Here is a 24,562-nt window from a genome sequence, read left to right as displayed (position 1 = left end):
CTGGCCATGTCCGTTGTCGGCGTGGTGAAACCGCTGCATGCAAGCCAGCGCCAACTCAGTCGTGTTTTTGCGTGAACTCGTAGACATCTTGCGGTGACTCGTCCGGGCTGCTTATGGTGTGCGCCACGCCACACCCCCGAGACTTCCCTGCCGCAGTTCGAGGTCCCGTCCAACGAAGGGCTGAACCCATGCGAGTCGACCCCACCCACCGGCGTCCCCTGGCGCTCGGCGCGGCGGCGGTGGCCACGTCCCTGCTCACCGCGATCACCGTCGCCGCCGCACCCGGCGAGGTCGCCGCCCAGGTCGCGGCCGCGGCCGCCACGTCGCCGTTCGACGTCCCCGGCCGGGGCGCGGACGTGCCGTTCGTCGAGCACGAGGCCGAGACCGCCGCCACGAACGGCACCCGGATCGGCCCCGGCCGCCGCCAGGGCACGCTGGAGGGCGAGGCGTCCGGCCGCCGCGCCGTGACGCTGTCCGGACAGGGCAAGTACGTCGAGTTCACCCTGACCGAGCCCGCCAACTCCATCGACGTCCGGTACAGCATCCCGGACGGCAACGGCGGCGCGGGCATCACCGCGCCGCTCTCGCTCTACCTCGACGGCGCCAAGACCGGCAGCCTCACGATGACCTCGAAGTACGCCTGGCGCTACGGCGGCTACCCCTACGCCAACGACCCGAACCAGGGCAGGCCGCACCACCTCTACGACTCCACCCGCGCCCTGTTCCCCCGCACGCTCGCCGCCGGCGCGAAGGTCAGGCTCCAGATCGACGCCGGCGACACCGCGCCGTCCTACACCATCGACCTGGCCGACTTCGAGCTGGTCGCGCCGCCGGCCGGGCGGCCCGCGAACTCCGTCTCCGTCACCGAGCACGGCGCCACCCCGAACGACGGCACGAACGACAGCGCCGCCTTCGACGCCGCCGTCGCCGCCGCGAGGGCGTCCGGCCGCGAGGTGTGGATCCCGGCCGGGCGGTTCATCGTCACCAAGCACATCACCGTCGACCAGGTCACCGTCCGCGGCGCGGGCCACTGGCACAGCGTGGTCACCGGCGACCGGGTCGGCTTCTACGGCCTCGGCGAGCCGTCGAGCTGCGGCCAGGGCGGCAACAGCGGCGTGAGCACGCGCGTCGGCCTGCACGACTTCGCGATCATCGGCGAGGTCACCAACCGCGTGGACTGCGACCAGACCAACGCCATCGGCGGCGCGCTGGGCGGCGGGTCGGTGATCTCCGGCATGTTCCTCCAGCACACCAAGGTCGGCCTGTGGCTGGACGGCCCGTTCAGCGGGCTGACCATCCGGAACAACAAGGTCGTCGACCAGCTCGCCGACGGCATGAACCTGCACCGCGGCATCAGCGACGTGCTCATCGAGCACAACCTGTTCCGCAACATCAGCGACGACGGCATCGCGTTCTGGTCCGAGCAGCAGGCGGACCACGGCAACACGATCCGCCGCAACACGGTGGTCGTGCCGATGAAGGCCAACGGCATCGCGATCTACGGCGGCCGGGACAACGTGGTCACCGAGAACGTCGTGGCCGACACCCAGGACCAGGGCGGCGGCATCCACGTCGGCAACCGCTTCTCCTCGGTGCCCCTGTCCGGCACGACCACCCTGTCGAAGAACACCACGCTGCGCGCGGGCGTGCTCGACTCGAACTGGCAGTTCGGCGTGGGCGCGCTGTGGTTCGACGCCCGCGACGGCGCGATGAACGGCCGGATCGACGTCACCGACACCGACCTGATCGACAGCAACTACGAGGCCATCCAGTTCATCAGCGGCACGATCACCAACGTCCACTTCAACGGCGTGCGCATCAACGGCGCGGGCACGTTCGGCATCCAGCTCCAGTCGCCGGGCTCGGCGTCGTTCACCAACGTCACCGCCACCGGCCTCGGCCGGGCGGGCGTCTACAGCTGCCTGGGCGAGAACGCGTTCCAGATCACCAGGGGCGCGGGCAACTCCGGCTGGGACGGCCCGGCCTACTGCGGCCCGTGGCCGGACCCGATCTACACCGACCCCACCACGCCGCCGACCAGCACCACGACCACGACGACCACCACCACGACGACCACGACCGTCCCGCCGGGCGGCAACCTGGCCAGGGGCAAGGCGGTCAGCGCGTCCACCGCCAACGGCGGGTTCCCCGCGGGCAACGCCGTGGACGGCGACGCGAACACCTACTGGGAGAGCGCGAACAACCAGTTCCCGCAGGCGTTGACCGTCGACCTGGGACGGGCCGAGGCGGTCAGCCGCCTGGTGCTCAAGCTGCCGCCGCCCTCCGCGTGGGAGGCCCGCACCCAGACGGTGAGCGTGTCGGGCAGCACGGACGGCGGCAGCTTCACGCAGGTCGTCGCGCCCACCGCGGTCCGGTTCGACCCCGCGACCGGCAACCAGGCCGGCATCCCGGTGTCGGGCGCCCACCGCCACCTGCGGCTGACGTTCACCGGCAACACCGCCTGGCCCGCCGCCCAGCTCGCCGAACTGGAGGTCTACGCCGGCACCCCGACCACCACGACCACGACCACGACCGCGCCGCCGACCGGCAACGTGGCGCGCGGCAAGCCCGTCCAGGCCGCCGCGAACGGCGGGTTCCCCGGCGGCAACGCGGTGGACGGTGACGCGAACACCTACTGGGAGAGCCCGAACAACGCGTTCCCGCAGGTGTTCACGGTGGACCTGGGCAGCCGGGTCGCGGTGAACCGGATCGTGCTCAAGCTCCCGCCCGCCGCCGCGTGGGCCGCCCGCACGCAGACGCTGAGCGTGTCCGGCAGCACCGACGGCTCCGGCTACACCGCGCTGGTCGGCTCGGTCGGGTACCGGTTCGACCCGGCGTCGGGCAACCAGGTGAGCATCCCGGTCGCGGCGGACCACCGCTACCTGCGGTTGACGTTCACCGGCAACACCGGCTGGCCCGCCGCCCAGCTCGGCGAGTTCGAGGCGTACGCGGGCTGACGCCTCGACCGGGGGTGGTCCTCGGGCAACGGCGCCGGAAGACCACCCCCGCGCCAGGTCGCGCACGCCTGCCGTTCACCCGGCCCACCTACCGTTCCGCGCACCGCGCGTCCCCACCGGGCGCGCCACGGCAGAACGGAACACCCATGAGGAGACCGCTGGTCCTCGGTCTGTCCGCGCTCGTCCTGGCGGCGGTCGCGGCGCCCGGCTCGGCCGCGCCCGCCGACCGCCACGACTTCGGCCGCGCCACCCTGACCGGGTTCGCCCGGCTGCCGGCCGTGACGTTCGTGCCGGGCACCGAGCCGTCCGGCGCGGCGCTGGGCACGACACCCGTCAACGGCGTCGTGCCGCCGTTCGCCGACCAGCCGGTGCAGGGCTTCAGCGGTGTGCTGCGCAACGCGGACGGCACGTTCGACGTGCTGTCGGACAACGGCTACGGCGCCAAGGCCAACAGCGCCGACTTCACCCTGCGCGTGCACCGGATCGGCCCCGACTTCGCCACCGGCGCGGTGGACGTGCTCGGCGGCCTCGCGCTGACCGACCCGAACGGGCACGTGCCGTTCCCGCTCACCCGGCCCGACCGGGTGCTGACCGGCGCGGACTTCGACGTGGAGTCGATCGTCCGCACGGCCGACGGCGGCTACTGGATCGGCGACGAGTTCGGCCCCTACCTGCTGCGCTTCGACCGCGCGGGCCGGCTGCAGGCCCCGCCCGTGCCGCTGCCGGGCGTCTTCGCGCCGGAGAACCCGGCGGGCACGCCGAACCTCGGCGGCAGCAAGGGCTACGAGGGCCTGGCGCTGTCCGCCGACGGCCGCACGCTGGACGCGCTGCTGGAGGGCACGGTCGCCGGCGACGAGCCGGGCACGCTGCGGCTCAACGAGTTCGACCCGGCGCGCGGCCGGTACACCGGCACGCGGTGGACCTACCGGCTCGACCGGCCGGAGCACGCGATCGGCGACGCCGTCACGGTGGACCGCAACCGGCTGCTGGTGATCGAGCGCGACGGCGCGCAGGGCGTGGACGCCCGCGTCAAGAAGGTCTACCTGGCCGACAAGCGGGACCGCGACCACGACGGCGAGCTGGACAAGACGCTGGTGGCCGACCTGCTCGACATCGCCGACCCGCGCCGCCTGGGCGGCGGCGGCACGACCTTCACCTTCCCGTTCACCACGATCGAGGACCTGGTGATCCTGGACGACCGCACGATCGGCGTGCTCAACGACAACAACTTCCCGTCCTCCTCGGGCCGCACTCCGGGCAAGCCGGACGACAACGAGTTCATCACCCTGCGCCTGGGCGGCGACCTCGACGCCGACCCGCGCGTCCTGCGCCGCCGCTGACGCGCCCCGGTCCGCCCGGACCGACCGGGTTCGGGCGGACCGGCGCGGCACCGAACTCGACCGGTCGACAACGCCCACGCCTTCAGTACAGTCGGTGCCGGAGAGATCACCACCGGAGGACCGCCATGAAGAAGAACATCACCTGCCCCTGCGGCGAGCACATCACCGGCCAGGACGAGGACGACCTGGTCGCCAAGACGCAGCAGCACCTGAAGGAGAACCACCCGGGCCACGACTACTCGCGCGACGAGATCCTGTTCATGGCGTACTGAGCGGCGGGTGGGGCTCACCCGTCCCGTTCGGGTGCAGCCCGACCAGCAGCAGGGCGTCGAGGAGGCGGAGCCAGTCGGCCTCGGCGAGGTCGCGGCCGGTCAGGTCCGCCACGCGGGCCAGCACGTCCAGCAGGCGACCGGCGACCGCCGCCTCGTCCCGACCCGTCGCCGCGCCCAGCGCGCGGACGTCGCGGCGGAACCTCTCGGTGCGGCTGAGGCGGACCAGGGCGGCGGGCGGATCGGCCCGCGCCGGGGGTTCGTCCTCGCCCAACCCGATGGCCAGGTGGCCGCCCAACGCCCCCGCCAGCCGGGCCAGCGCATCGACGGTCGGGTTGCCGCGGCCGTTCTCCAGGTTCGCCACGTACGGCACCGAGAGGCCCGCGTCGGCCGCGACGGCGGCCACCGTCCGCCCGCTCGCGGCGCGCAGCGCCCGGAGCCGGGGTCCCAGGTCGTGTCCCACGACCACAATCTTGTCAGAACACCATCCCCCGTGACTATCTTGTAGGGATAGTCACGGGGGTGTCGTGTGCTGAGCGCGCTGCGGGTGGGGGACTTCCGGCTGCTGTGGGCGGCCCGGTCGATCAGCGTGTTCGGCCCCTGGCTGCTCGTGGTGGCCGTGCCCGCGCACGTCTTCGGGCTGACCGGCTCGGTGATGGCGGCGGGCGCGGCGCTGGCCGCGGAGTTCCTGCCCGCGGTGCTGTTCGGGCCGGTGGCCGGGGTGCTGGCCGACCGGTGGGACCGGCGGCGGCTGATGGTCGCGGCGGACGTCCTGCGGGCCGTCGCCGTCGCGTCGCTGCTGCTCGCCCGCGACCCTGGCGACCTCTGGCTGGTCTACGTCGCGCTGCTGGTCGAGAGCGCCGGGACGGTGGTGTTCCGGCCGGCCGCCCAGGCGCACACGCCCGTCGTCGTCGGCACCGGCACGGCGTTGAGCGGCGCCAACGCGCTGAACTCGCTCACCGACGGCGTCGCCAGGCTCGTCGGCGCACCGCTGGGCGGCGCGTTGCTCGGCCTGGTCGGGTTCCAGGTCCTGGTGCTGGCCGACGTCGTCAGCTACCTGCTCTCGGCCGTGCTCGTGGCGCTGACGTCCCAACGCCCCCGCGAGGCCGGGGCACACGGTGAGGGGCGGGCGTGGGCCGAAGGGGTCGCCTTCCTGCGATCGGATCGGACGGCCTCGGCGCTGCTCGTGATCAGCTCCGTCTTCCTGGCCGCGAACGCCTCGCTGAGCGCGCTGCTGGTCCCGTTCGGCATGACCGTGCTCGGCGGCACGGGACCGGTCGGCCTGGTGATGTCCGGGCTGGGCGTCGGGTTCCTGCTGGGCGCGCCCGTGACCCGCGTCCTGGTCGACCGGGTACGGGTGGGTCCGCTGCTGGCCGGCGCGCTCGTCGTGACCGCGGCGGGGTTCGCGCTGCTGTTCGGCTCGCGGTCGTTGACCTCGGCGCTGCCGGCCGCCGGGCTCATCGGGCTCGCGGGTTCGGCCGTGCTCGTCGTCACGCAGACCGCGCTGCAACGCGTCACGCCCACCGCGGTGCTGGGGCGGGTGGGCGCGGTGCTGTTCACCGGCGAGGCGGTGGCGACGTTCGCCGGCGCGTTGGCGGGTCCGGCGCTGGCCGAGCTGACCTCGACGCGCACCGCCGCGTACGTCGCGTGCGCCGTCACGGTCGCCGCCGCGGCTCACGCACGGGGCCACACCTGACCGTCCCCCGGGACGGGCGGCAGCGGTCACTCACCCGCGCGACCGATCATCATCCTTCGTTCACCAACCGTTCGCCCGGTGATCGCCGCTCCGCGCGTCAAACGAGTCGTGCGGCGACGAGGATCGCCGACGAGCACGGGGGTGAGCGGGTCCAGTGAAGCGCCGGTTGTCCATCGGCCTGGCCGCGGTGTTGGCGGTCGCGGTCGTCGCGGTGGTCGTGTGGGGGCGTCCGGATGACGCGGGAGGCGGGGCGCGGGGTGGGCTGACCACCGTGCGCGGCGTCATCGGGTCGGAGAAGCTGGCCTTCTTCAGCGACCCGCGGGTGGTGGACGCGTTCGCGCGGCACGGCCTGGAGGTCCAGGTCGACACGGCCGGCTCGCGCCAGATCGCCACCTCCGTCGACCTGGGCAGGTACGAGTTCGCGTTCCCGTCGTCCTCGCCCGCCGCGCGGCGGATCCAGCGCGACCGCCGGACGACCGCCGCGCACACGCCGTTCCAGTCGCCGATGGCCGTGGCGACGTTCGAGCCGATCGTGCGGCTGCTGGAAGCGGCCGGTGTCGTAACCAAGGGCGCGGGCGACTACCAGGTGCTCGACGTGGCGAAGTACCTGGAGCTGACCGGGGCCGGCACCCGCTGGGACCAGCTCCCCGGCAACACCGCCTACCCGGCGCGCAAGAACGTCCTCGTCACCACCACCAACCCCGGCGAGTCGAACTCCGCCGCCATGTACCTGTCGGTCGTGTCGTTCGTCGCCAACGGCAACACCGTGGTCGCCACGCCCGAGCAGGAGGCGGCCGTGCTGCCCCGGGTCGCCCGGCTGTTCCGCGACCAGGGCTACACCCAGAACAGCACCGAGGGCCCGTTCGAGGACTACCTCGCGGCCGGCATGGGCAAGACGCCGCTGGCGCTGATCTACGAATCCCAGTACCTCGACCGGGTGATGCGCGGCGACGGGTCGATCCGCCCGGACATGCGCCTGCTCTACCTCGCGCCGACCGTCTACTCCAAGCACACGCTCGTGCCGCTGTCCGACCGCGGCGACCGGGTCGGCCGGCTGTTGAGCACCGACCCCGAGCTGGCGAAGCTCGCCGCCACGTTCGGCTTCCGCACCTCCGACCCGCGGGTGTTCGCCGAGGTGGTGGGGGACAAGGCCCCCGCCGAGCTGGTCGACGCCGTCGAGCCGCCGTCGTTCGAGACGCTGGAACGCCTGCTCGACGCGGTCGTCGCCTGATGGACGAGTTCACCCTCGCCCCGCCCGAGCCCGTGACCCCGGTCCCGGTCGAACGCGCGGCCGGCCTCATCGCGCTGGGCGACGACGCGCGGGCGGACGTCGACCGCCGCGCCGAGCTGTTCACCGAACGCCTCCGGGCGCTGGACGTGCGGTCGCCCGAGTTCACCGACGCGCTGGACGACGTGCTCGCGGTCGGCGAAGCGGACATGCGCGCCGCCGCCGGCGTGGCGGGCGCGATGCTGGACCGCTCCGCGCGGGCGGCGCGCGACGACTCACCACAGGTCCGCGTCACCGCGTCGCTGTCGGACCTGCGCCGCACCGTGGCCGCGCTGGACCCCGCCAAGCTGCCGATCACCGGCCGCAAGCTGCTCCGGGTGTTCCCCGCCGCGCACGCCGCCAAGAAGGCGCTCGACCGCTACCGCGCCGCCGGCGAACCGGTGAACGCGCTGGTGCTGGAGCTGCGCGAGCGGCAGGACGTGCTGCGCCGCGACAACGCCGCCATCAAGGGCGAGCGCGAGCGGCTGTGGCGGGCGATGGGCCGGCTGGCCGAGGCCGCCGCGTTCGCCGAGGCCGTGGACGCGGCGATCGACCGGCAGGCCGACGTGCTGGACCTGACCGACCCGGCCCGCGCGCGGGCGCTGCGCGCGGACGTGCTGCACCCCATCCGCCAACGCCACCAGGACCTGCTGACGCAGCTCGCCGTGAGCGCGCAGGGCTACCTGGCGCTCGACCTGGTGCGGCGCACCAACGACGAGCTGATCCGGGGCGTGGAACGCGCGGTGACCACGACCGTGGCCGCGCTGCGGATCGCGCTGCTGGTGAGCGGCGCGCTGGCGAGCCAACGGGACGTGCTGGACGAGGTCGCCGCGCTGCGCGCCACCACGGACGGCCTGATCCGCGCCAACACCGAGCTGCTCGACCTGCACAGCGCCGAGATCCGGCGGGTGGACGGCGACCCGGCCGTCGCCGTGGCGACGATCCGCGCGTCGTTCGACCGGATCTACGCGGCGATCGACGCCGTGGACGGCTACCGGGCGGAGGCGGTGCGCGCGATGGCCGTCACGGTCGAGTCGCTGTCGGGGGAGATCCGCCGCGCCGAGGAGCACCTGCGCCGATCGCACGACGCAGCGGCGGCCGAGGGGGACCGATGAGAACAGCGTTCGTGCTCGCCGCGGTGCTGCTGGCCGCCGCCTGCACCGGCGGCGCCGAACCGGAGCCGGACCCGGCGCGTCCCGGCGTGCTGCGGGTGCTCGCGGGCAGCGAGCTGACCGACCTGCGACCCGTGCTCGACGCGGCGGCCCGGGCCACCGGCGTGACGGTCGAGTTCACCTTCACCGGCACGCTCGAAGGCGCCGAGGCGCTGGCCAACGGTGACGTGGACGGCAAGTACGACGCCGTCTGGTTCTCCTCCAACCGCTACCCGGCGGGCATCCCGGAGGCCGCGCGCCGGCTCGGCAACCAGGTCAAGGTCATGAGTTCGCCCGTCGTGCTCGGCCTCTCGACGTCCGCGGCGCGGCGGTTGGGGTGGGCGGACCGGCGGGTCGGCTGGGGCGAGATCGCCGAGCAGGCGGGGCGCAAGGCGTTCGGCTACGGCATGACCGACCCGTCGGCGTCCAACTCCGGTTTCTCCGCCCTGGTCGCGGTGGCGTCGGCGCTGGCGGGCGCGGGCAACGCCGTGGACGCGGGCCAGATCGCCGCCGTGACGCCGCGGCTCAAGGACTTCTTCGGCGCGCAGGCGTTGTCCGCCGGGTCGTCCGGCTGGCTGTCCGAGGCATACCAGCGCCGCGCCACCGGCCAGGACCCCGGCGCGCGGGTGGACGGGCTGATCAACTACGAGTCCGTGCTGCTGTCCCTGAACGCCGCCGGCACCCTGCCCGAACCGCTCACGCTGGTCTACCCGGACGACGGCGTGGTCACCGCGGACTACCCGCTGACGCTGCTCGCCGACGCCGGCGACGACGCCCGTGACGCGCACCGACGCCTCACCGACCACCTGCGCACGCCGGACGTGCAGCGCGAGATCATGCGGACCACGCACCGGCGGCCGGTCGTGCCCGGCGTCGAACTCGACGCCGCGTTCGCCGTGCGCGACCTGGTGGAGCTGCCGTTCCCGGCGGCGCGCGAGTCGGTCGACGCGCTGCTCTCGGCCTACTTCGACCGGCTGCGGCGGCCGTCGCGGACGCTGTACGTGCTGGACACGTCCGGCTCGATGGCGGGGGAGCGGATCGCGGCGCTGCGGTCCGCGCTGATCGGCCTGACCGGCGCGGACGACTCGCTCACCGGCCGCTTCCGCCGGTTCCGCAGCCGGGAGGAGGTCACGCTGCTCCCGTTCGACACCACGCCGGGCACGCCCACCACGTTCTCGCTGCCCGAGGGCGACCCGCGCGCGGAACTGGCGCGGATCAAGGCGTTCGCCGAAGGGCTGCGGGAGGGCGGCGGCACCGCCATCTACGACAGCCTGTCCCGCGCCTACGAGGTGATGGAGCCGCTGGTCGCGGCCGACCCGGACCGGTTCACGTCGATCGTGCTGATGACCGACGGCGAGAACGCCAACGGGTCGGACCTGGCCGGGTTCCGGGCCGCGTTCGCCTCGGCGCCCGCGTCGGTGCGGCAGGTGCCGGTGTTCACCGTGCTGTTCGGCGAGGGCAGCAGCGCGGAGCTGGGCCAGGTGGCGACGATGACCGGCGGGCGGGTGTTCGACGCGCGCGACACCGGGTTGGGCGAGGTGTTTAAGGAGATCCGCGGCTACCAATGATCCGGTACCTGGGCTCGACCAAGAACCTCGTCGGCTGCGTCGGCGGGCTCGTCGGCGTGCTGCTGCACCTGACCGGGGTCGTCGGCGCGCTGTGGCCGCTGGTGGTCGCCGGGCTGTACGGGGTGGGCGCGCTGCTCGCGCCGCCGGAGAAGGTGCGGTTGGTGCCGGGGGACGTGGTCACCGAGACCGGTCGGCTGCGCGCGGACCTCGACGGGCTGGTGCGCGAGGTGACCGCGCAGGCGTCCCGGGTGCCGGAGCCCGCCGTGGCCGCCGTGCGCCGGATCGGCGCGGTGCTCGACGACCTCCTCGCGCGGCACGACGCGCTGGCCGCCAACCCCGACCTGCGGCACACCGTGGTGCGGCTGGCGCGCACCGACCTGCCGCTGTCCGTGCAGACGTACCTGAACCTGCCGTGGTGGTTCGCGGTGCGGCAGCGGGCGGGCGGGGAGCCGAGCCCGGGGGAGGAGCTGGCGACCCAGCTGGGGCTGCTGGAGGCGGAGGCGCACCGGCTGGCCGAGCGCGTCTACGCGGCCGACGTGGACCGGCAGGCCGACCACACCCGCTACCTGCGCGACCGGGACGCCGGCGACCAACCCTGACCCGCGCGTCGAACGCCCGGGTCCCGTGTGTCGAACGCCCGGGTACCGCGAATTCCTCGTCCACGACGCACGTCGGGGGAGAGGGATTGGGGGTCGGCGCGGCGGTCGCCTCTCGGCGAGTGGCTCGACGCGGCTCCAGCCGAACGGTATTCCGCGAAGGCGCTAGGTGAGGCCCAGGGACACGGACCGCACCGACCGAGTGTTCCAACGGCGCGTCGGTGGCCGGTGTTCCCACTTTCGAGTGGCGTGCGTCTCACTCGAAAGTGTTCTTGGCACTATCGCTTCAGTGTTGACCGAAGAAAATTCACGAACAGCCACGACGGTGCGGAACGTGGTAATCGGTCCCCGCCCGGGCTCCGAGACCCTGGCGGGGACCGATCGCTCGCGGCGACGCGGTCAGGCGTGCGTCGTGATCACTTCGCGCAGGCCGGCAGGTGCGGGTGGCGCTCGCCGCGCTTCACCGACTCCTTGGCCAGCGTGCACTGCAGGGCGTCGTAGGCGGGCTTGCGGGTGAAGTCGTCCCACATGACCGTCGCGGCGCCCTCGCCCTGGAAGAACACCGGCACCCAGGAGTACTTGTCGGTGAAGCCCCAGATCGTGAAGGAGTCACAGCCCTTGACGTTGAGGCAGGCGACGAGGGTGCGGTTGTAGTAGTCCGCCTGCTTGGCGAGCATCTCCGCGGTCGGCACGCCGTTGGCCGGCAGGTCCATCCGCACGTCCAGCTCGGTGATGGCGGTGCCGAGACCGAGGGCGGCGAACCGCTTGAGGTTCGTCTCCAGGTCGCCGGGGAAGCCGTACCGGGTGCTGAGGTGGGACTGGGCCGAGAAGCCGTCGACCGGCACGCCCTGGGCGAGCAGGTCCTTGATCAACGCGTAGTAGGCGTCGCTCTTGGCGTTGACGCTCTCCACGTTGTAGTCGTTGAAGTACAGCTCGGCCTTGGGGTCGGCCTGGTGCGCCCAGCGGAACGCGTCCGCGATGATGCCGGGGCCCAGCTCGCGGATCCAGATGTTGTCGGTGGTGCGCAGCTTGCCCGAGTCGTCGAAGATCTCGTTGGCCACGTCCCACTGCTGGATCTTGCCCTTGTACCGGCCGACGACGGTGAAGATGTGCTCGCGCAGGATGGCGCGCAGCTCGTCGGCGGAGAAGTTCCCCTGCTCGAGCCACGCCGGGTTCTGGCTGTGCCACAGGAGCGTGTGCCCGCGGACGACCTGGTTGTTGCGCTGCGCGAATTTCACGATGGCGTCGGCCATGCCGAAGTTGTAGCGGTCGCGCTCCGGGTGGATGTACTCCCACTTCATCTGGTTCTCGGCGGACACCGAGCTGAACTCCTTGGCCAGCACGGCCCGGTACTCGTCGTCCTTGGTGAAGGGGTCGGGGTAGGGCTGCTGCTCGTGGTGGCCGCCACCGGCTGCGGCGGTGCCGATGTAGAAGCCCTTGGGCGCGGCCCAGCGGAGCGTGTCCTTCTTGGCGTGGCCCGGGGGAACCCGGTCAGCCTCGGGCGCGGCCGCGGCGGTGAGGGCCAGCGGCGAGGTCAACGCCATCGCGGTGAGCGCGGCGGTGACGAGTCGGATCGTTCTCATGGCGGTCTTCGCTTTCTCGGACGACTACGACGGCGGCGTTCGAAAGTTTCGTCATTGATCCGGCAATTTTCGAGATGCGCGGACCCTAAGACGCCCGCCGGGCGATCGTCAAGACCCAGTCAAGACGGCTCCGCGCTGGTGGAAGCCGTCGGTGCGTGGCGGTCGCGCGTCGCGCGGACGGGTCCGCACGACGCCCGACCGCACCTGCGGCGAGGTCGTCCCCGGCCGCCGGTCGCCTCGTGAAACGTCGTCCGGAGAGGGCGTTTGTCGAATTGCGGTCGAATGCGCGTCGAATGCGAAGTGGTTGGGGGACAACACTTCCCCTTTCCGCGCACGGTTGGTTACAGTGCGATTTGGGAGCGCTCCCAGCCCACCCATGGACATTGCCGAACATGGTCATCCTCAACGAGGAGGAGAGAGTGGCGCTCAGATCCATCCCTGCGAACAAGAGCCTGCTCGGCCGGGCCGCCGCGACGCTCGCGGTGGTCGCCGGACTCATGGCGAGCCTGCTCACCGGAATCGCCGACGCGCACGGGTCGACCACCGACCCGCCGTCGCGCAACTACGGCTGCTGGCAGCGTTGGGGCAGCGATTTCCAGAACCCGACGATGGCCCAGCAGGACCCGATGTGCTGGCAGGCGTGGCAGGCCGACACCAACGCGATGTGGAACTGGAACGGTTTGTACCGCGAGAACGTGGCGGGCAACCACCAGGGCGTGATCCCGAACGGCCAGTTGTGCAGCGGCGGGCGGACCGGCGGCACGCGCTACGCGGCGCTGGACAACCCCGGCCCGTGGAAGACCGTGACGAAGCCGCGGCAGTTCACGCTCACCGTCACCGACCAGGCCCGGCACGGCGCGGACTACCTGCGGGTGTACGTGACGAAGCAGGGCTACGACGCGACGACGACGCCGTTGGGCTGGAACCACCTGGACCTGGTCGCGACCACCGGCCGCTACGCGCCGGCCGGTCAGTACCAGGTCGCGGTGAACGCGGGCAGCCGCACCGGCCGCCACGTGGTCTTCGTGATCTGGCAGGCCAGCCACATGGACCAGTCGTACTACTTCTGCAGCGACGTCGTCTTCCAGTAGGTCGCGATGACGAGGTCCCCGGGCCCCCGCCGCTCCAGGCGGGGGCCCGGTTCGCGTCCGGTCAGGCGGTCGGCAGGCCGACGCGGCCGACGCCCGCGCCCGCCGTGACCAGGCGCGGCACGGAGGCGGGGTCGTCCAGCGCGTAGCCGTAGTAGGTGCGCGGCTCCACGACGGCGCCGAGGGTTTCCGGCGCGCCGGAGCCGGCGTAGACGTTGTTGCGCTCGACCACCCGGCCCGGTCCGCTCTTGTCGTAGCCGGACAGGATCGGGTGGGCGACGTTCTCGAAGTAGTTGCCCTCCACCACGACGCCGGCGTCCATGGTCGAGGCGACGCCGTAGAGCGAGTTCCCGCGGTAGTAGTTGTTGTAGACGTGGACGGGTTCGCCGAAGCGGACGCGCGGGTGGCGCTGGTCGGTGCCGTCGAAGAAGTTGTGGTGGTAGGTGACGCGCAGCCTGCCGCGGTCGCTGGTGTAGGTGTCGGAGTGGCCGAGCAGCGCGGCCTTGCTGTGGTCGTGGAAGTGGTTCCACGAGACGGTGACGTAGTCGGAGTTGCGCTTGATGTCGAGCAGGCCGTCGTAGCCGTCGGACAGGTCGCAGTGGTCGATCCACACGTGGTGCGCGGAGTTGGTGACGCTGATCGAGTCGTCCGAGGCGTTGGTGAACCGCAGGTTGCGGATGATGACGTTGTTGCCGGGCCGGGTGGTGGAGCCGAGCTGGAGGCCGCCGCCGGTGATCTCGGCGGTCGGGCCGACGCCCACGATGGTCTTGTTGGCCACGACGGTGAGCATGTCGTCGCCGACGGCGATCCGGCCGGAGACCGAGATGACGTAGGGCTCCTTGCGGCCGACGTAGTCGGCGAGGGCGTCGGCGGTGGTGACGGTGACGGCCTGGCCGCCCGCGCCGCCGGTGGTGCCGTTCTGGCCCAGGGCGTTCACGCCGGCGAAGCCGTCGGCGACGTCGAGGGCGGACGCGGCCCACGCGGCGCGGGGGACGGTGGCGGCGACGGCGGCGAGCGCGGTGCCGGCGAGCAGGCGGCGTCGGTTGACGGGGCTCATGGGGGTGCCTCCTGGCTCAGATCCGGCCGACGCCGACCCCGGCGGGGACGGTGGTGGGCAGGGTGGACGGGTTGTCGGGGGTGTAGGCGTAGTAGGTGCGCGGCTCGACGACGGAGCCCAGGGTCTGGGGCGTGCCGGAGTTGACGTAGACGTTGTCGCGCTGCACGACGCGGCCGGGTCCGCTCTCGTCGTAGCCGGAGTAGATCGGGTGCGGCACGTTCTCGAAGTAGTTGGCCTCGACCAGCACGCCCGCGTTCTCGGTGGAGGCGACGCCGTAGAGGCGGTTGTCGCGGAAGTAGTTGTTGTAGACGTGGACGGGTTCGCCGAAGCGGACGCGCGGGTGCCGCTGGTCGGTGCCGTCGAAGAAGTTGTGGTGGAAGGTGACGCGGAGCTTGCCGGTGTCCTGGCCCGCGTTGGAGTCGGAGTGGCCGAGCAGCGCGGTCTTGCTGTGGTCGTGGAAGTGGTTCCAGGACACGGTGATGAAGTCCGCGCCGCGGACGATGTCGATCAGGCCGTCCGCGCCGCCGCCGAGGTCGCAGTGGTCGATCCAGATGTGGTGGGAGGACTGCTGGATGCTGATGGCGTCGTCGTCCGCGCCGGTGAACTTGAGGTTGCGGATGATGACGTTCTGCCTGCGGTACATGTCCAGGCCGCCGCCGCGGATCTCGGCCCCGGGCAGGCCGATGACGGTCTTGTTGGAGCGCAGGCCCTGCTTGCTGCTGAACGTCATGATGCCGTCGACCTGGATGACGTAGGGCTCGTTGCGGTCGCAGTAGTCCAGGAACGTGTCGGGGTCGCGCACGGTGACCACGGGTCCGCCGAGGCCGCCGGTGGTGCCGTTCTGGCCGAGGGTGTTGGTGCCGGCGAACCCGTCGGCGGTGGCGAACGGGGCCGCCCACACGGGGTTGGTCGTGGTGGGGCGCGCGGCGGCGGCCCGTGCGGTGACGGCGGTGAGGGCGGTCGCGGCGGCGCCCGCGAGGAGGCCGCGCCTGCTGATGTCGCTCATGGTGGGTGCTCCTGTCAGAGGCGACCGGCGCCCGCGCCGGCGGGCACGATCGTGGGGACGTCGGCGGCGCGGTGCGGGGTGTAGGCGTAGTAGGTGCGCGGTTCGACCACGGAGCCGCGGACCTCGATCTCGTGGTTGCAGTCCACGAGGATGTTGTCGCGGGCGACCATCCGGCCGAGGTCGCCGCTGAAGTCGACGCGGCCGGGGTTGTTGACGCTGGAGAAGTAGTTGCCCTCCAGCACGACGCCCGCGTTCATCGCGGAGACGACGCCGTAGCTGTTGTCGCGGTAGTAGTTGTTGTAGACGTGCACGGACTCGCCGAAGCGGACGCGCGGGTTGCGCTGGTCGGAGCCGTCGAAGTGGTTGTGGTGGTAGGTGACGCGGAGCCGGCCGATGTCCTGCGCGCCGTTGTCGTCGTCGTGGCCGAGCAGCAGCGTCTTGTCGTGGTCGTGGAACCTGTTCCAGGAGACGGTGACGTAGTCGCTGCCGCGTTTGATGTCGACCGCGCCGTCGTCGCCGTTGGAGAAGTCGTTGTGGTCGATCCAGATGTGGTGGCTGAACATCTGGACGTTGACGAGGTCGTCGGTGGCCCCGGTGATCGCCAGGTTGCGGATGATGACGTTGTGCACGGCGTTGGCCGGGGGAGAGGTGACCTCGTCGTTGACCGGCAGGCCGATGTTGAGGCCGCCGCCGACGAGTCGGGCGTTCGCGCCCAGGCCGACGATCGTCTTGTCGGAGGCGACGTCGTGCATGCCGTCACCGGTGCCGGTCGGCAGCGTGATGGTGCCGCTGACCTGCACGACCAGGGGTTCGGGCCGGGCGATGTAGTCGAGGAACCCGGCGGTGGTGGTGGCGGTGACCACGGCGCCGCCCGCGCCCCCGGTGGTGCCGTTCTGCCCCAGCGCGTGCACCGAGGCGAACCCGTCCGCGGTGGTCGCGGCCAGTGCCGGCGTGGTGGCGGGCACCGTGACGGCGGTCGTGGCGAGGGTGGCGGCCACGACGGCCTTCAGCAGGGCGCGCCTGGTCCCGACGAGTGTGGGCATGGCTATTTCCTCTCCCGTATGAGGGTGAGTGCAGGGGGTTTTCGGGAAAGCGCTTCCTGATCGCACCGTAGCGCATGTTTCCGTCGTGTCAACGGCCGGCGACGATCGGGGTCCGGGGTTCACATATGTGGTCGTCCAATTCGGCGGACCGGTTCACATATGTGGTGTCGGACGCCCATTCCGGGTAACCGGGAATGCTTTCGCGCGGTTATTCCGAGGCGCTTTACCGGGGTGCGGGTAATGGGGAAAGGGGTTGTCGGGGGAGGGCTCGACGCGTCCGCGCGGACCCACCGGGTCGTGCGCGTCACGGGCGACTCCGCACGGTCATTAGGCTGGGTCGGTGCGTAACAATGACGTGATCGCGGGTCGGTACCGGCTCGACGCGGTCGTCGGCGCGGGCGGCATGGGGGAGGTCTGGCGGGCCACCGACCTCGAGTTGCGCCGGGTCGTGGCGCTCAAGCTGGCCACGACGGGGGACGGCGAGGCGACCCGTCGTGAGGCGCGGATCGGGGCCGGGCTGCACCACGCCAACGTGATCTCGGTCTTCGACACCGTCGTCGACGGCGGCACGCGCTGGCTCGTCATGGAGTACCTGCCCGCCCGCAGCCTCGCCGAGATCTGCCGGACCGACGGCCCGATCGCCCCCGACCTCGCGGCCCGGATCGGCGCGCAGGTCGCCACCGCGTTGGCCGCCATGCACGCCAAAGGCATGGTGCACCGCGACATCACGCTCGCCAACGTCCTCGTCACCGCGGACGGCACGGCCAAGCTCGCCGACCTGGGCGTAGCGATGTGGGACGAGGTGACCCTGACCGGCAGCGCGAAGACCGCGGGCACGGCCGGCTACCTGGCCCCCGAGGTGCTGCGGGGACAGCGCGCCACCCCGGCGGCGGACATGTACTCGCTCGGCGTGACGTTGTCGGCCGCGGCCGAGGGGCGGATCGACAAGCGCATGGCGCGCGTCGTGGCCGCGCTGACCGACCCGGACCCGGCCCGCCGGCCCGGCGCGGAGAGGGTGGCGCGCCTGCTCGGGGCGTCGCGCGGGCTGTCGAAGCACGCGCTGACGACCGCGGGTGCGGCCGCGGCGCTGGTGGCGGTGCTCGGGGCCACGCTGTCGGGGTCCGGGAGTCCGGCGGGCAGCGCCGCCGCCGCGCCGCCCGGCACGCTCGTGTACGGCATCGGCGACCAGATCGGCACGGCGTTGGAGTCCGAGTTCGTGCGGGAGACGCCGGTCACCATGCTCACCACCAACTACCACAAGCCCAGCGATCTGCGGACCATGGCGGCGTGGCGGGACAAGGAGGTGCCCGACGCCTACGCCCGGGGGTACGCCCTGCACGTGATCGTGGCGGACTGGGAGATCGACGACCCCGAAGTGCCCGTCGACGGCAAGTACGGCCCCGGCTGCGGACGTGCCTACCCGCTGTCCCCCGCGTTCGGCGAGGACATGCGCGCGCTCGCGGGCATCTTCGCCGGCAAGGCCGACGACCCGCCGCTGTACGTCACGGTGTTCAACGAGGTCAACAAGATGGCGTGCGAGGACGGCGCGTACGGCGCCAGCCCCGCCTACTACGAGGCGTTGCAGGACAGCTACCTCGACGTGCGGCGGATCATCAAGGAGACGGCCCCGAACGCCCGGGTGGCGCTCGGCTGGGACGGCTACCAGGTCGAGGACGACGACCCGGAGAACGGCGGCGGCCGGTCCATGTTCTCCCACTTCGCCCGCTCGCTGCGGGCGTCGGACTACCAGGCGGTGGTGGCCAAGCAGCCCTACGGCAACGTCTACCAGGTGCGGCAGAGCATCCGCGTGCTCGGCGAGTACGGCAAGGTCATGGTGGCCGCGTACAAGGAGACCGCCGGCGAGGTCCTCGACATGGACGTCCGGCTGCTGCTGAACGACGAGTCGATCGCCGAGCTCAACCGCCTCGGCCTGTTCGCGTGGAACTTCAACAACCAGCGCGAGCTGGTGAACGACCGGGGACCGACCCTGGACCACATCAAGAACATGATCCGCCGCACCGGCCGCGAGCCGCGCTGATCGGAGCCGGCCGACGTCCGTGACGGGCGACCGGACCCCCTGAGCCATCCGGGAAGGCCGGGGCTCGGCGTGCGGGTCCGAGCCGGCGGCGGCTCCCGGCGGCGCGAGTCGATCTCATCCTTCCGATATCTCGACCCGTCGGGCACGCGCACCTAGGTTCGTCGCATGGCTCACGGCGAGGCGCTGCGCGAGGCGATCGCGGCACCCGGCACGACCCCCTTGATCGGCGTGTTCGACATGCTGTCGGCGTCGATCGCGGCCCGGCACTACGACGGGCTGTTCGTCTCCGGGTTCGGCTTCTCCGCCTCGCACTACGGCCTGCCCGACGTCGGCTTCATCGCCTGGCCCGACGTGGTCGGGTTCGTGCAGCGGCTGCGGTTGGCGCTGCCCCGGCGGCACCTGCTGGTCGACATCGACGACGGGTACACCGACCCCGAGGTGGCGGGCCAGGTGGTGCGCGCGCTGGAGCAGGTCGGCGCGTCCGGCGTGGTGCTGGAGGACCAGCAGCGGCCGCGCCGGTGCGGGCACGTCGAGGGCAAGCGGGTGCTGCCGCTGGAGCAGTACCTCGAGAAGCTCGACCTGGTGCTCGCGACCCGGCGGGACCTGGTCGTGGTGGCGCGGACCGACGCCACCGGGGAGGACGAGGTGCTGCGCCGCGCGGCCGCGTTCGCCGCGACGGACGCCGACGTGGTGCTGGTCGAGGGCATGCCGTCGGTCGACGTGATCCGCCGGGTGCGGCGGGCGGTGGGCGACAAGCCGCTGCTGTTCAACCAGATCGCCGGTGGCAAGTCGCCCCGGCTGTCGCTGCGCGAGCTGACCGACCTGGGCGTGGACGTCGCGATCTACAGCACGCCGTGCCTGTTCGCCGCGCACGCGGCCATCGAGGACGCCCTGGTCCGGCTCAAGGACACCGACGGCGTGCTGCCGGACGACTCGATCGACGTGGCCGAGTCCCAGGACCTGCTGTGGCCCAACCTGGGCGACCGCGGCGACGTGCCGACGCCGCGCGCGTCCCGGCCGGCGATGACCCGCTGACCCGTCCGGCTCACCCGGGGTCGCCGCGCCGCTTGCGGTGCACGACCCAGGCGAAGTCCACGACCAGGACGACCGCGAGCACGCCCAGCAGCACCGCGAGCCACGTCAGGTCCGCCCGGACGCACAGCCACGCCGCGACCCCGTTGAAGACCACGCCGAACCCGGCCAGCCACAGCCGCAGCGTCAACGCGCTGCGCGGCGGTGCGGGAGGCGGCAGGTCGTCGTCGGGGTGACCGGCGCCGGTCACGTCCGCCACTCCTCCTGCCAGCCGTGGTGGGTGTCGTAGGCGGTGGCCAGCAGTTGGAGCAGGGACCGGTCGGACGTGCCCGCCACCTCGCGGCGCAACCACCGCGCCTTTTCGTCGAACCGCACGGGCTCGCGGTCGCCGAGGGACTGCGTGTCGCCGGGCACGAGCAGCAGCTCCCGCCCGTCGTCCGAGCGCAGGATCCGCAGCCGCCCGCGCCGTTCGGCCTCGTCCAGCAGCGGCAGCTCCTCGCGCGCCAGCCGTTCCTCGTCCTCGGCGAGCCGGTCCAGCACGAACCGGCGCAGGTCCTCATCCGTCAGGCGATCGGGCTCCACGTCCATGGCCCTGGGGTATCCACTGCCGCCCCCGCCACACGCGCTGCCGTGCGGTTGATCGCGGCGGCGGGTAGGAATGGGTGGTGACCGGCACGTACCAACCCGACCCGCGGCGGTGGAAGGCCCTCACCGTCACGCTCGTCGCCGGGTTCATGAGCCTGCTCGACGTCAGCATCGTGTCGGTCGCCCTGCCGTCCATCCAGCACGGCCTCGGCACCACGCCGGCGGGCGTGCAGTGGGTCGTCTCGGGGTACGCGCTCGCGTTCGGCCTGGCCCTGGTGCCCGCCGGACGCCTCGGTGACGCGATCGGGCGACGGACCATGTTCCTGGTCGCGCTGGGCGGGTTCGTGCTGTGCAGCGCGTTGGCCGGGCTCGCGCCGACGACCGAGGTGCTGATCGTGGCGCGGCTCGCCCAGGGCGTCACGGCCGGCGCCCTGGCCCCGCAGAACTCGGCGCTCATCCAGCAGCTGTTCCGGGGCGCGGAACGCGGTCGCGCGTTCGGGTTCTTCGGCTCGACCGTCGGCATCTCCACGGCCGTGGGCCCGGTGGTCGGCGGCGCGATCCTGGCCCTGGCGGGCGAGGACGACGGCTGGCGGTGGATCTTCTACGTCAACGTGCCCATCGGCCTGGCCGCGCTGGTGCTCGCCGCCCGGCTGCTGCCGCGCGCCCGCGGCCGGCGGCGCGGGCACCTCGACCTCGTCGGCGCGGCCCTGCTCGGCGCGGGCGTGCTGGCGGTGATGCTGCCGCTCGTGCTCGCCGAGGCGGGCGGGCTGCGCGAGCTGTGGTGGCTGTTCGGGCTCGGCGCGGCGCTGCTGGTGCTGTTCGTGCGGTGGGAGCGGCAGGTCGCCGCGCGCGGCCGCAGCCCCCTGCTGGACGTCTCCCTGTTCACCGGCACCCCCGGTTACGGCACGGGCGCGCTGCTCGGGACGGTGTACTTCATCGGCTTCGCCGGCATCTGGCTGGTGTTCGCGCTGTACTTCCAGACCGGGCTCGGCTACACGCCGCTGCAGTCGGGGCTGGCCGTGACGCCGTTCGCGGTGGGCTCCGCGGCGTCCGCGGTGATCGGCGGGCGGCTGGTGGAGCGCTGGGGCCGCAAGCTGACCGTCACCGGGTTGAGCATGGTGGTGGTCGGGCTCGGCGTGACGGCCCTGGTGCTGCGGCTCGCGCCCGCGCACGCGGCCGGGTGGGCGGTCGCCCCCGCCTTGCTGGTCGCGGGCATCGGCGGCGGGTGGGTGATCTCGCCGAACACCACGCTGACGTTGCGGCACGTGCCCGTGGCGATGGCCGGCGCGGCGGGCGGCGCGTTGCAGACCGGTCAGCGCATCGGCTCCGCGATCGGCACGGCGGCGCTGACCGGCGTGTTCTACACCGTGCTCAGCGCCTCGGACCGGGACTTCCCGGTGGCGGTGTCGGTCGCGGTGGGCAGCGCGACGATCGCGGTGGCGGCGGCCCTGGTGGTCGCGATCCTCGAACTGCGCGTCCGCCCGCGGTGCCCCGCCGCGGTGGAGGGCGCGGAACAGGCGATCCACGACGCGCCCTGATCCGCTCCGCCCGCCGGGCGCGCGGTCCGGGCACGATGACGGGATGGACCTGCTGCCGTCGACCGAGCGGCTGCTCGGCATCCGCTCGACCGCCGACCGGCCCGACGACCTGCGCCGCGCGCTGGAGTTCGTGCTCGACCTCGTCGGCCCCGGCTTCACCGTGGAGCGGTTCGAGGCGGGCGGCAAGCCCAGCGCGCTCGTCTACCCCGGCGAGCACCGCCCGCACTTCCGGGTGCTCCTCAACGCCCACCTGGACGTGGTCCCCGGCACGGACGAGCAGTTCCGGCCCCGCCGCGACGGCGACCGGCTCATCGGCCGCGGCGCGCAGGACATGAAGCTGTCCGCGCTGGTCATGGCCTCGGTGTTCCGCGACACGGCCACCCGGCTGCCGTACCCGATCGGGCTCCAGCTCGTGACCGACGAGGAGGTCGGCGGCCGGCACGGCACCCGGCACCAGCTCGACCAGGGCGTGACGGCGTCGTTCGTGGTGATCGGCGAGCACAGCGCCCTGCGCGTGGTGGCCGAGTCGAAAGGGCTGGCCGCCGTGCGGCTGCACGCGACCGGGCGGGCCGCGCACAGCGCGTACCAGTGGCTCGGCGACAACGCGGTGGTGAAGCTGGTGCGGGCCGTGGACGCCGTGCTGGCCGCGTACCCGGTGGCGACCGGGGAGGAGTGGCGGACCACGGTCAACGTCGCCCGCGTCGAGACCGGCAACCAGGCCCTCAACCAGGTGCCCGCCGACGCGACCGCGTGGCTGGACGTCCGGTTCCCGCCCGAGGACACCGACTTCACCGGCCGCACGCCCGACGAGGTCGCCGCCCACTTCGCCGCCCTGTGCCCGCCCGGCGTCACGGTCGAGGTGGACCACGTCGAGCCGCCGCACCGGGCCGACCCCGACGGGCCCGACCTGCGGGCACTGCAACGCGCCGCGCGGGAGCAGGGCTACTCGGGGGAGCTGCTGCGCAAGCACGGCGCGGCCGACTCGCGGTTCTACTTCCAGCGGGGGATCGACGCGGTGATCTTCGGTGTCGGCGGCGACGGGCAGCACGGGCCGGACGAGTACGCCGACCTGACCACGGTCGAGCCCTACCGGCGGGCGCTCGTCGCGTTCCTGGAGGGCATTGCCTAACCTGTAACCAGGTGGTTACGCTTCCGCCCGTGGACGAGGTGGCGGGCGCGATCGCCGACCCCGTGCGGCGCGAGATCATGGAGATGCTGCGCGCCGACGGGCGGCTGTCGGCCGGGCGGATCGCCGACCGGTTCGCGATCAGCCGTCCCGCCGTGAGCCGACACCTGCGGGTGCTGCGGGAGAGCGGCCTGGTGCGTGACGAGCTGGTGGGCAGGCAGCGCTTCTACCTGCTCGACACCTCGCGCCTGACCCCGCTGGCCCGCTGGCTCGCCACCTTCGTCGACCCCGGCACCGTCACGACCGCCGCCGGGCCGACCGCCGCCGGGCCGAATGACGCCGGGCCGACCGCCGCCGGGCCGAATGACGCCGGGCCGACCGCCGCCGGGCCGAATGACGCCGGGCCGAATGACGCCGGACTGATCGCCGCCGGGACTGCTGACCGCGAGCCCGTGCGGGCCGGGACCGGCACGGCGTCGATCACCGCCGGAACGCTCGACGCCGAACCCACGCTGGACACCACGACCGCGCACGCCGACCCCGCTCGGCCGGGTACCGGCACCGGGCCGAGCGTGACCCGGCCGCTTGGCACCGGGCCGAGCGTGACCCGGCCGGTCGGCACCGGGACGGCCGAGGGGGAACCGGGTCGAGCCGGGGCCGGCGGCGGCGCGGAGCGGCCCCGCGGGTGGGCGCACCACCTCGACGCGCTGGAGACCGAGGTCTACCGCACCCGGCGGGAACGCCGAGCCGACGAACCGAAGGAGAACACGGCATGACCCCGATCCCCACCGGCCGCCTGATCCGCACGGAAGCGGGCAGCGACCTGGTGCTCACCCGGACGTTCCGCGCCCTCGCCGACGACGTGTGGGCGAGCCTGACCGAGCCGGAGCGCACCGCGAGGTGGTTCGGCCCGTGGGAAGGCGACGCCGCGCCCGGCCGCACGGTGAAGGTGCAGATGCTGTTCGAGGAGCAGGAGCCGTGGATGGAACTGCGCATCGACGCCTGCGACCCGCCCCGGCGGCTGGCGTTGTCCATGGTGGACGAGGCGGGCACCTGGCGGCTCGAACTGCTCCTGTCCGAAGTGGACGGCGACACCGAGTTGCGGCTGGTGCACCACCTGTCGACCGAGGAGGGCATCGGCGAGGTCGGGCCGGGCTGGGAGTACTACCTGGACATGCTGGTCGCGTCACGCTCCGGCACGCCGCTGCCGTCGTTCGACGACTACTACCCCTCGCAGAAGGTCTACTTCGAGGGCCTGGCCACCGGCGACTGACGCGGTCCGCCGCCCTCGCCGGCGCTGCCGAGGGCGTTCAGCCGGTCCGGTCGGCGTGGGCCGGCGGCCGACGTCGGCACCGGTTCCTGCACGAGGCCGCGGTGCGTCGGACGGACATCGTGCAGGGTCGGGTGGGATGTGTCGGCGGGTGGTCGAGCGGCGGCCCGGGGCGCGCCGGTGGGCCATCGCTCCGCCGCGCCGGGTGGAACGCGAGTGGTTCTCGGAAGGCGGCACGTGCCCGTGGCCGGTGGCGGTGTCCACCGGCTCGCCATCTCGACGCGTCGTGTGATGGCCTCGCCGGCTGCTTCTTAACCGGCGAGACCACCGGGGAGGGGCTGCGCCGTCCCCC

General features: G+C 72.8%; 22 protein-coding genes. 15 read left to right on the top strand and 7 right to left on the bottom strand.

Annotation, left to right across the window (positions count from 1 at the left end):
• Window positions 1–188 precede the first annotated feature (188 nt).
• The 3 genes from ACWEFJ_RS06465 to ACWEFJ_RS06455 all read left to right on the top strand — a co-directional run bounded on the left by ACWEFJ_RS06465 (window position 189) and on the right by ACWEFJ_RS06455 (window position 4,569).
• Window positions 189–2,957: a discoidin domain-containing protein gene (locus ACWEFJ_RS06465; protein WP_449713135.1), complete on the top strand. Its 2,769-nt coding sequence runs from the start codon at window positions 189–191 to the stop codon at window positions 2,955–2,957.
• A gap of 146 nt (window positions 2,958–3,103) precedes the next feature.
• Window positions 3,104–4,297, top strand: coding sequence for an esterase-like activity of phytase family protein (locus ACWEFJ_RS06460; protein ID WP_449713134.1), 1,194 nt, complete (start codon window positions 3,104–3,106; stop codon window positions 4,295–4,297).
• Between the two features lie 125 nt (window positions 4,298–4,422).
• Window positions 4,423–4,569: a DUF1059 domain-containing protein gene (locus ACWEFJ_RS06455; protein ID WP_378087023.1), complete on the top strand. Its 147-nt coding sequence runs from the start codon at window positions 4,423–4,425 to the stop codon at window positions 4,567–4,569.
• On the opposite strand, the gene ACWEFJ_RS06450 is transcribed toward ACWEFJ_RS06455, so the two are convergent.
• Window positions 4,556–5,029 carry a helix-turn-helix domain-containing protein gene (locus ACWEFJ_RS06450; RefSeq protein ID WP_378087025.1) on the bottom strand — a complete coding sequence of 158 codons (474 nt, stop codon included), beginning with the start codon at window positions 5,027–5,029 and terminating at the stop codon, window positions 4,556–4,558. The two genes, ACWEFJ_RS06455 and ACWEFJ_RS06450, sit on opposite strands and share 14 nt — an antisense overlap.
• A 66-nt stretch (window positions 5,030–5,095) precedes the next feature.
• Between ACWEFJ_RS06450 and ACWEFJ_RS06445 the strand changes: the two genes are divergently transcribed.
• The 5 genes from ACWEFJ_RS06445 to ACWEFJ_RS06425 all read left to right on the top strand — a co-directional run bounded on the left by ACWEFJ_RS06445 (window position 5,096) and on the right by ACWEFJ_RS06425 (window position 10,847).
• On the top strand, window positions 5,096–6,262 hold the full coding sequence (locus ACWEFJ_RS06445) for an MFS transporter (protein WP_449713133.1): 1,167 nt from the start codon (window positions 5,096–5,098) through the stop codon (window positions 6,260–6,262).
• A 154-nt stretch (window positions 6,263–6,416) separates the two neighbouring features.
• Entirely contained in the window at window positions 6,417–7,493 is a 1,077-nt protein-coding gene (locus tag ACWEFJ_RS06440; protein WP_449713132.1) for a hypothetical protein, read from the top strand.
• On the top strand, window positions 7,493–8,644 hold the full coding sequence (locus ACWEFJ_RS06435; RefSeq protein WP_449713131.1) for a toxic anion resistance protein: 1,152 nt from the start codon (window positions 7,493–7,495) through the stop codon (window positions 8,642–8,644). Before ACWEFJ_RS06440 ends, ACWEFJ_RS06435 begins: the two co-directional genes overlap by 1 nt.
• Window positions 8,641–10,248, top strand: a complete 1,608-nt coding sequence (locus ACWEFJ_RS06430; RefSeq protein WP_449713130.1) for a substrate-binding domain-containing protein — start codon at window positions 8,641–8,643, stop codon at window positions 10,246–10,248. Before ACWEFJ_RS06435 ends, ACWEFJ_RS06430 begins: the two co-directional genes overlap by 4 nt.
• Complete coding sequence (locus ACWEFJ_RS06425) at window positions 10,245–10,847, top strand: hypothetical protein (RefSeq protein WP_449713129.1); 603 nt, start codon at window positions 10,245–10,247, stop codon at window positions 10,845–10,847. Before ACWEFJ_RS06430 ends, ACWEFJ_RS06425 begins: the two co-directional genes overlap by 4 nt.
• Window positions 10,848–11,260: 413 nt before the next feature.
• On the opposite strand, the gene ACWEFJ_RS06420 is transcribed toward ACWEFJ_RS06425, so the two are convergent.
• On the bottom strand, window positions 11,261–12,427 hold the full coding sequence (locus ACWEFJ_RS06420; RefSeq protein ID WP_378087037.1) for an endo-1,4-beta-xylanase: 1,167 nt from the start codon (window positions 12,425–12,427) through the stop codon (window positions 11,261–11,263).
• A 419-nt stretch (window positions 12,428–12,846) separates the two neighbouring features.
• On the opposite strand from ACWEFJ_RS06420, the gene ACWEFJ_RS06415 reads away from it, so the two are divergent.
• Window positions 12,847–13,518, top strand: a complete 672-nt coding sequence (locus tag ACWEFJ_RS06415) for a lytic polysaccharide monooxygenase auxiliary activity family 9 protein (protein ID WP_449713128.1) — start codon at window positions 12,847–12,849, stop codon at window positions 13,516–13,518.
• A 61-nt stretch (window positions 13,519–13,579) separates the two neighbouring features.
• Here the strand turns inward: ACWEFJ_RS06415 and ACWEFJ_RS06410 are convergent, their stop codons facing one another.
• From ACWEFJ_RS06410 to ACWEFJ_RS06400, 3 genes are read right to left on the bottom strand one after another with little or no spacing between them, the layout of a single operon-like run.
• Complete coding sequence (locus tag ACWEFJ_RS06410; protein ID WP_449713127.1) at window positions 13,580–14,572, bottom strand: pectate lyase family protein; 993 nt, start codon at window positions 14,570–14,572, stop codon at window positions 13,580–13,582.
• A 16-nt stretch (window positions 14,573–14,588) separates the two neighbouring features.
• Window positions 14,589–15,578, bottom strand: a complete 990-nt coding sequence (locus tag ACWEFJ_RS06405; RefSeq protein WP_449713126.1) for a pectate lyase family protein — start codon at window positions 15,576–15,578, stop codon at window positions 14,589–14,591.
• 14 nt (window positions 15,579–15,592) lie between these two features.
• Window positions 15,593–16,621: a pectate lyase family protein gene (locus ACWEFJ_RS06400; protein WP_449713125.1), complete on the bottom strand. Its 1,029-nt coding sequence runs from the start codon at window positions 16,619–16,621 to the stop codon at window positions 15,593–15,595.
• A gap of 340 nt (window positions 16,622–16,961) precedes the next feature.
• On the opposite strand from ACWEFJ_RS06400, the gene ACWEFJ_RS06395 reads away from it, so the two are divergent.
• Together ACWEFJ_RS06395 and ACWEFJ_RS06390 are read left to right on the top strand one after the other, a co-directional pair.
• On the top strand, window positions 16,962–18,659 hold the full coding sequence (locus ACWEFJ_RS06395; RefSeq protein ID WP_449713124.1) for a serine/threonine-protein kinase: 1,698 nt from the start codon (window positions 16,962–16,964) through the stop codon (window positions 18,657–18,659).
• A 165-nt stretch (window positions 18,660–18,824) separates the two neighbouring features.
• Window positions 18,825–19,694 (top strand): isocitrate lyase/PEP mutase family protein, encoded by an 870-nt coding sequence (locus ACWEFJ_RS06390; RefSeq protein ID WP_449713123.1) that lies wholly within the window; start codon window positions 18,825–18,827, stop codon window positions 19,692–19,694.
• 10 nt (window positions 19,695–19,704) lie between these two features.
• Here ACWEFJ_RS06390 and ACWEFJ_RS06385 read toward each other — a convergent pair whose 3' ends face one another.
• Window positions 19,705–19,941: a DUF6343 family protein gene (locus ACWEFJ_RS06385; protein WP_449713122.1), complete on the bottom strand. Its 237-nt coding sequence runs from the start codon at window positions 19,939–19,941 to the stop codon at window positions 19,705–19,707.
• Window positions 19,938–20,279 carry a hypothetical protein gene (locus tag ACWEFJ_RS06380; protein ID WP_449713121.1) on the bottom strand — a complete coding sequence of 114 codons (342 nt, stop codon included), beginning with the start codon at window positions 20,277–20,279 and terminating at the stop codon, window positions 19,938–19,940. The genes ACWEFJ_RS06385 and ACWEFJ_RS06380 overlap by 4 nt, the downstream gene beginning before the upstream one ends.
• Window positions 20,280–20,425: 146 nt before the next feature.
• Between ACWEFJ_RS06380 and ACWEFJ_RS06375 the strand changes: the two genes are divergently transcribed.
• The 4 genes from ACWEFJ_RS06375 to ACWEFJ_RS06360 are packed head-to-tail and all read left to right on the top strand — an operon-like array spanning window position 20,426 to window position 24,213.
• Entirely contained in the window at window positions 20,426–21,814 is a 1,389-nt protein-coding gene (locus ACWEFJ_RS06375; protein WP_378095349.1) for an MFS transporter, read from the top strand.
• 43 nt (window positions 21,815–21,857) lie between these two features.
• Window positions 21,858–22,943: a M20 family metallopeptidase gene (locus ACWEFJ_RS06370; protein ID WP_449713120.1), complete on the top strand. Its 1,086-nt coding sequence runs from the start codon at window positions 21,858–21,860 to the stop codon at window positions 22,941–22,943.
• Window positions 22,944–22,972: 29 nt separating this feature from the next.
• On the top strand, window positions 22,973–23,716 hold the full coding sequence (locus ACWEFJ_RS06365; protein ID WP_449713119.1) for a metalloregulator ArsR/SmtB family transcription factor: 744 nt from the start codon (window positions 22,973–22,975) through the stop codon (window positions 23,714–23,716).
• The gene (locus ACWEFJ_RS06360) at window positions 23,713–24,213 is read left to right on the top strand and encodes an SRPBCC family protein (RefSeq protein ID WP_378095324.1); all 501 of its coding nucleotides are present in this window, start codon (window positions 23,713–23,715) and stop codon (window positions 24,211–24,213) included. The genes ACWEFJ_RS06365 and ACWEFJ_RS06360 overlap by 4 nt, the downstream gene beginning before the upstream one ends.
• Window positions 24,214–24,562: the final 349 nt, after the last annotated feature.

Source organism: Actinosynnema sp. NPDC004786, from assembly GCF_053601135.1.
The sequence above is the reverse complement of the archived record's forward strand: the minus strand, read 5'-3'. Positions and strand labels throughout refer to the sequence as shown.